The organism is Roseateles sp. P5_B10 (genome assembly GCF_056400485.1).
In genome coordinates, this window is record NZ_JBFULE010000432.1 from 1 (window position 1) to 4,499 (window position 4,499).

7 protein-coding genes are annotated in these 4,499 nt (G+C 69.7%); 1 reads left to right on the forward strand and 6 read right to left on the reverse strand.

Features of this window, described 5'->3' with window-relative positions:
- A partial coding sequence (locus AC1DU6_RS21160; protein WP_477859381.1) for a glutathione binding-like protein occupies positions 1-280 on the forward strand: 280 nt, incomplete at its 5' end.
- A 9-nt stretch (positions 281-289) separates the two neighbouring features.
- On the opposite strand, the gene AC1DU6_RS21165 is transcribed toward AC1DU6_RS21160, so the two are convergent.
- The 6 genes from AC1DU6_RS21165 to AC1DU6_RS21190 all read right to left on the reverse strand — a co-directional run.
- Positions 290-1,087 carry a hypothetical protein gene (locus tag AC1DU6_RS21165; RefSeq protein WP_056195738.1) on the reverse strand — a complete coding sequence of 266 codons (798 nt, stop codon included), beginning with the start codon at positions 1,085-1,087 and terminating at the stop codon, positions 290-292.
- A gap of 44 nt (positions 1,088-1,131) precedes the next feature.
- Entirely contained in the window at positions 1,132-1,824 is a 693-nt protein-coding gene (soxA, locus tag AC1DU6_RS21170; RefSeq protein WP_457355997.1) for a sulfur oxidation c-type cytochrome SoxA, read from the reverse strand.
- A gap of 83 nt (positions 1,825-1,907) precedes the next feature.
- Complete coding sequence (locus tag AC1DU6_RS21175) at positions 1,908-2,234, reverse strand: thiosulfate oxidation carrier complex protein SoxZ (protein WP_477859384.1); 327 nt, start codon at positions 2,232-2,234, stop codon at positions 1,908-1,910.
- Positions 2,234-2,644: a thiosulfate oxidation carrier protein SoxY gene (locus AC1DU6_RS21180; RefSeq protein ID WP_477859386.1), complete on the reverse strand. Its 411-nt coding sequence runs from the start codon at positions 2,642-2,644 to the stop codon at positions 2,234-2,236. The genes AC1DU6_RS21175 and AC1DU6_RS21180 overlap by 1 nt, the downstream gene beginning before the upstream one ends.
- Positions 2,641-3,006, reverse strand: a complete 366-nt coding sequence (soxX, locus tag AC1DU6_RS21185; protein ID WP_477859388.1) for a sulfur oxidation c-type cytochrome SoxX — start codon at positions 3,004-3,006, stop codon at positions 2,641-2,643. The genes AC1DU6_RS21180 and soxX overlap by 4 nt, the downstream gene beginning before the upstream one ends.
- Positions 3,006-4,499, reverse strand: a 1,494-nt coding sequence (locus tag AC1DU6_RS21190; RefSeq protein WP_477859389.1) for a xanthine dehydrogenase family protein molybdopterin-binding subunit, incomplete at its 5' end; no start/stop codon positions are given. The genes soxX and AC1DU6_RS21190, both read right to left, overlap by 1 nt.

Below are 4,499 nucleotides of genomic sequence, written 5' to 3' on the forward strand. Positions count from 1 at the left end.
CCTGTACAGCGTCATCAACAAGCGCCTGGCCCATGCCACCTATCTCGGTGGGCCGGACTACAGCATCGCCGACATCGCCGTCTTCCCGTGGCTGCGCTCCTGGAAGAACCAGGGCGTGGAGATGGGCGACTACCCGCATCTGAAAGGCTGGTTCGACGAGATCGCCAAGCGCCCGGCCGTGCAGCGTGGCGTGGAGGTGCTGGCCGGTGCGCGCAAGCCGCTGACCGACGACAAGGCGCGCGAGGTGCTGTTCGGCAAGCGCCAGCTGGAACAGCGCTGAAGCGCGGCGTCAGACAGGCACCAGGCGCAGCTCGCGATGCGCGGGCGGCAGGCCATGACTGGCGAGGATGAGGGGCTCGTGCGCCGCCACGACGCCCGGCACAAAAGCCGCCTGCCCTTCGACGTCGGCCAGCGCGACCACCGCCGGCTGGTCGGCGAAGGCCATCACATCGGGCGCGCCCAAGCCCATTGAAGCCAAGCCCAGCGCCGGATCGGCGAAGACCTGCAGCACTGTCGCTCCGACGCCGCCCGGGCGAGGCGGCGGCAGATGCAAGGCCAGCCTGCCCTCAGCATCGCTCGCGCCTTCGTGCACACGGCCTTCGCCATCGATCAGGCACACGCGGGCCCAGGCCGCCGGCTCGCCGTCGCCCTGCCAGGTGAGCAGACCGTAGACGCTGCAGACACCCGGCGGCGGCCTGCGTGTCGGTGCGCTGAGCAAGCCCACCCGCATCATGCGCATGCCTCCCAGCACCCGGTCACTGAGGATCTGGCCCACCGGTCGGACCGGCAGCGGCCAGGGCAGGTTCAGGGGCTGGAAACGCTGCAGTTCATCGCGCACCAGCACGTCGGCACAGACGCCCTCCTGCGGTTGGCGCCAGCGCTCGGGCAGGTCCGGCCACACATGCAGCCCCGACGGGGTGACGACCGAACGACCGAGCAGCCGGCCACCGCCACGCTGCACCAGGCTGCAGCGCAGACCCGTCGTGATGAGGTCGCCACTGGCCAGGTCGATGAAAACCAGCGCTTCGCCCACCGACAGCCGCAGACGCTCCAGTGTCGGTTCGCGCCTTGTTGTCGTGACTGCCATGGCCCCATACTAGGAAGGACGCGGTGTAACAGTCACCCTGCTTGTTAGGGGCGCACACCCGGCGGCTGCATCGCCATGCCAGCCGAGCGGCGCGACAGATACACCTCCAGCGCCAGCAGTTCGGCGCTGTCCCAGTCCCACACTGTCGCGCGCACGCCGCTCAGGCAGCCACGCAGGCGGCGCTGCAGGCTGCCCAGCGACTGCCATTCCAGACGAAAGACGGGGTAGTCGTCGACATGGCCCTGGGGAATGAGGCTGCCGCCCAGGCGCAGGCCCGCACGCTCGTCGTGGCATTGGGCGCAGGACAGGTTGAGCGCGCCGATGCGGGCCGTGTAAAGACGCTGGCCTTGCTTGGCGGCTGCGTCCAGCTCGGGGCCGCGCGGCGGGCTGAGCGGCATGCTGCGCGACTGCTGGGCGACGAGAGCGGTCAGCGCGAGCAGCGGCTCGGCGTCGGGCGCCCAGCCCGGCTGCTGCTGGTGGCGCACGCGGCAGCGCTGGATGCGGGCGGGAAGGTCGAGCAGGCCCTGGTCCCACGCCGGGTAGCGCGCCGCCGCGCCGCGCAGCTTCTCGGGCTCGCCATGGCAGCTGGCGCAGGACTTGGCCCCCTGGCTCCACAGATCTCTCCCGAAGGCCAGGCCGAGCTGGGCGGGGTGTTGAGCGTCGTCGGCCTGCAGAGTTCGCAATGCCGGGCTCATGGTGTCGCGGCCGGAGCGGCGCTCGTCGGAATGAGCTGTCAAGCAACACAGCCACAGAGGCACAGAGACACAGAGAACTCGTGCAAGCGCCTGGCCTCTGTGCCTCTGTGCCTCTGTGGCTGTGTTCATGGGCCGACGTTCAGTGATCGCGTCTCACGGTGCTCGAAGCCGTTGTCGCCGCGCCAGACAAAGCTCAACTCGCCAGGTCTTTCAGCCCGCAGCCAGAAGGCGAGATAGGGGTTGGCCGAAACAGCCGCAAACAGGTCGGCGGCAAACACCAGTTCGCCGTCCAGGCGGCATTCGAAGCGCCTCACCAGGTCGCGCGGCAGGCGGGCGCCTTCGTCGCTGCTGCGGTAGCCGGTCTCCATCGCATGGGCCACGGTCGCGCGAACCTCGAAAGGCTCGCCGGCCTTGATGGCGGCAGGAAGAGTGATGACTGCCCGCGTGGCCATCAAGGTTCCACGCAGGCGGCCAAGGTCACGATGACATCGACGCCTGTCTGCCAGCACCGCCCGTCGGCCGCCTTGGCCACGGCGACGATGCGCTGGCTGCGCGCCAGCCGCATGCGGGTGCTGAACTCAGGTTTGGGGCTGTGCGCGCTCAAGGCGACATGCACGACCTCGGGCTCAGGGTTGAGCGGCGTGAACAGCGCCAGGCCCACGACAGCCTCGCTGGCGGCCACACGCACCGGCACCGCATTGCCGTTCTCCACCAGCTCGGCCATCTCGATCTTCAGCACGCCGGGCTCGGGGTCGCGACCGGCCCAGGCACGGATGGCTGCACGCATGACTTCGTCGGACGCGCGAGCCTCCGGCAGCAGCGCAAGCGCCGCGGCGGCCAGCGTGAACTCGCGACGCTTCATTTCGCGAGCGTGCCGAGATAGGCCACGATGTCGTCGAGCTGCTGCTCGGTCAGCGCCTCCCGGCCCGCCCAGGCGGGCGCCACATCGCGCAGCCCCTCCGTCGAGCGGAAGGGCGGCATGAAAGTGGACGGGTTGAAGCGCCGCATGTCGGCGATGCGATCGCGCAGGCCCTGCGCATTCAAACGCGTCGCCACTGCATCCAGCGGCGGCGCTAGATTGCCCTGGTTGGCATCTCCTGAGGCCGTCAGCGCATGGCACAGCAGGCACAGGCTCTGCGTGCGGTCGGCCACCAGCGCCCGGCCACGCTCGACGTCGCCGGCATGCGCGCTGGCGGTCAGCACGAGTGCCAGCAGCGCACGCATCACGCGAGCTTGTTCTTGCTGAGCGGCAGGTCCCTGATGCGCTTGCCGGTCGCCGCGAAGATCGCATTCAGCACGGCCGGGGCCGCCACCGCGATGGTGGGCTCACCCACGCCGCCCCAGAAGCCGCCCGAGGGCATGACGATGGTCTCGACGGCCGGCATGTGCTCCATCTTCAGCACCGGGTAGGTGTCGAAGTTCTGCTGCTCGACGCGCCCATCCTTGACGGTGATCTCGCCGAACAKCGCCGCCGACAGGCCATAGACGAAGCTGCCCTCGACCTGGGCCGCGATCTGCTGCGGGTTGACGGCGTGGCCCGGGTCGGTGGCCGCGACGATGCGGTGGATCTTGAGCTCACCCTTCTTGCTCACCGACACCTCGGCGCAGGCCGCCACATAGCTGCCAAAGCCCATGATCTGCGCCAGGCCCAGATATCTTCCCTTCGCTCGTGGCTTGCCCCAGCCGGCCTTCGCCGCCACGGCATTCAATACGGCCAGGTGCTTGGGCGAGTTGGCGAGCAGCTCGCGGCGCAGCTCCAGCGGATCGCGCTTGGCGGCGTGGGCCACCTCGTCGATGAAGCACTCCAGATAGACCGCGTTCTGGTTCAGGTTGACGCCGCGCCAGAACCCCGGCGGCACCGTCGGGTTGCGCATCGCGTGGTCGACGAGCAGATTCGGCACCGCGTAGCCGAGCGCCCCTTCCGCGCCGCCGGCGCTCAGCCCCTGGAAGACGACCGGGTCCTTCCCGTCCTTGATGTTCTGCGGAAAGATGCCCGCGATGATGCTCTGGCCCGAGATGCGCATGTGCAGGGCCGTCAGCTTGCCCGCCGCGTCCAGCCCCGCCGTCAGCTTGCACTGCGTGACGGGGTGGTAGCGGCCGTGGGTCATGTCCTCCTCGCGGCTCCAGATCAGCTTGACCGGCGTGCCGGGCAGCTCCCTGGCGATGGCCACGGCCTGGCGCACCCAGTCATGCACGGCGCCGCGCCGGCCGAAGCCACCGCCCAGATGCAGCTTGTAGACCTCGCAGGCCGAGGGCGGCAGGCCAGACGATTCGGCTGCAGCGGCGAGCGCGGCCTCGCCGTTCTGCGTCGGGGTCCAGACCTCGCAACGCTCGGGGGTCCATTTGGCCGTCGCGTTCATGACCTCCATCGTCGCGTGGTTCTGGTGCGGGTAGCTGTAGACGGCCTCGACCTTCTTCGCGGCAGCCGCCAGCGCGGCCTTCACATCGCCCTGGCTGCTGCCCACCGCGGCCTCGGCGGCGTCCAGGCCGGCCTTCAGCGTGGCGGCCGTGTCGGCACTGCTCTGGCTGACATTCGCGCCCTCGTCCCAGACGATGGGCAGCGCGTCCAGCGCCGTCTTGGCCCGCCACCAGGTGTCGGCCACGACGGCCACGGCCGAGTCGCCCACCTTCACCACCTTCTTCACGCCCGGCCGGCCCTCGATGGCCGCCGCGTCGAAGCTCTTGAGCTTGCCGCCGAAGACCGGGCAGTCCTTGAT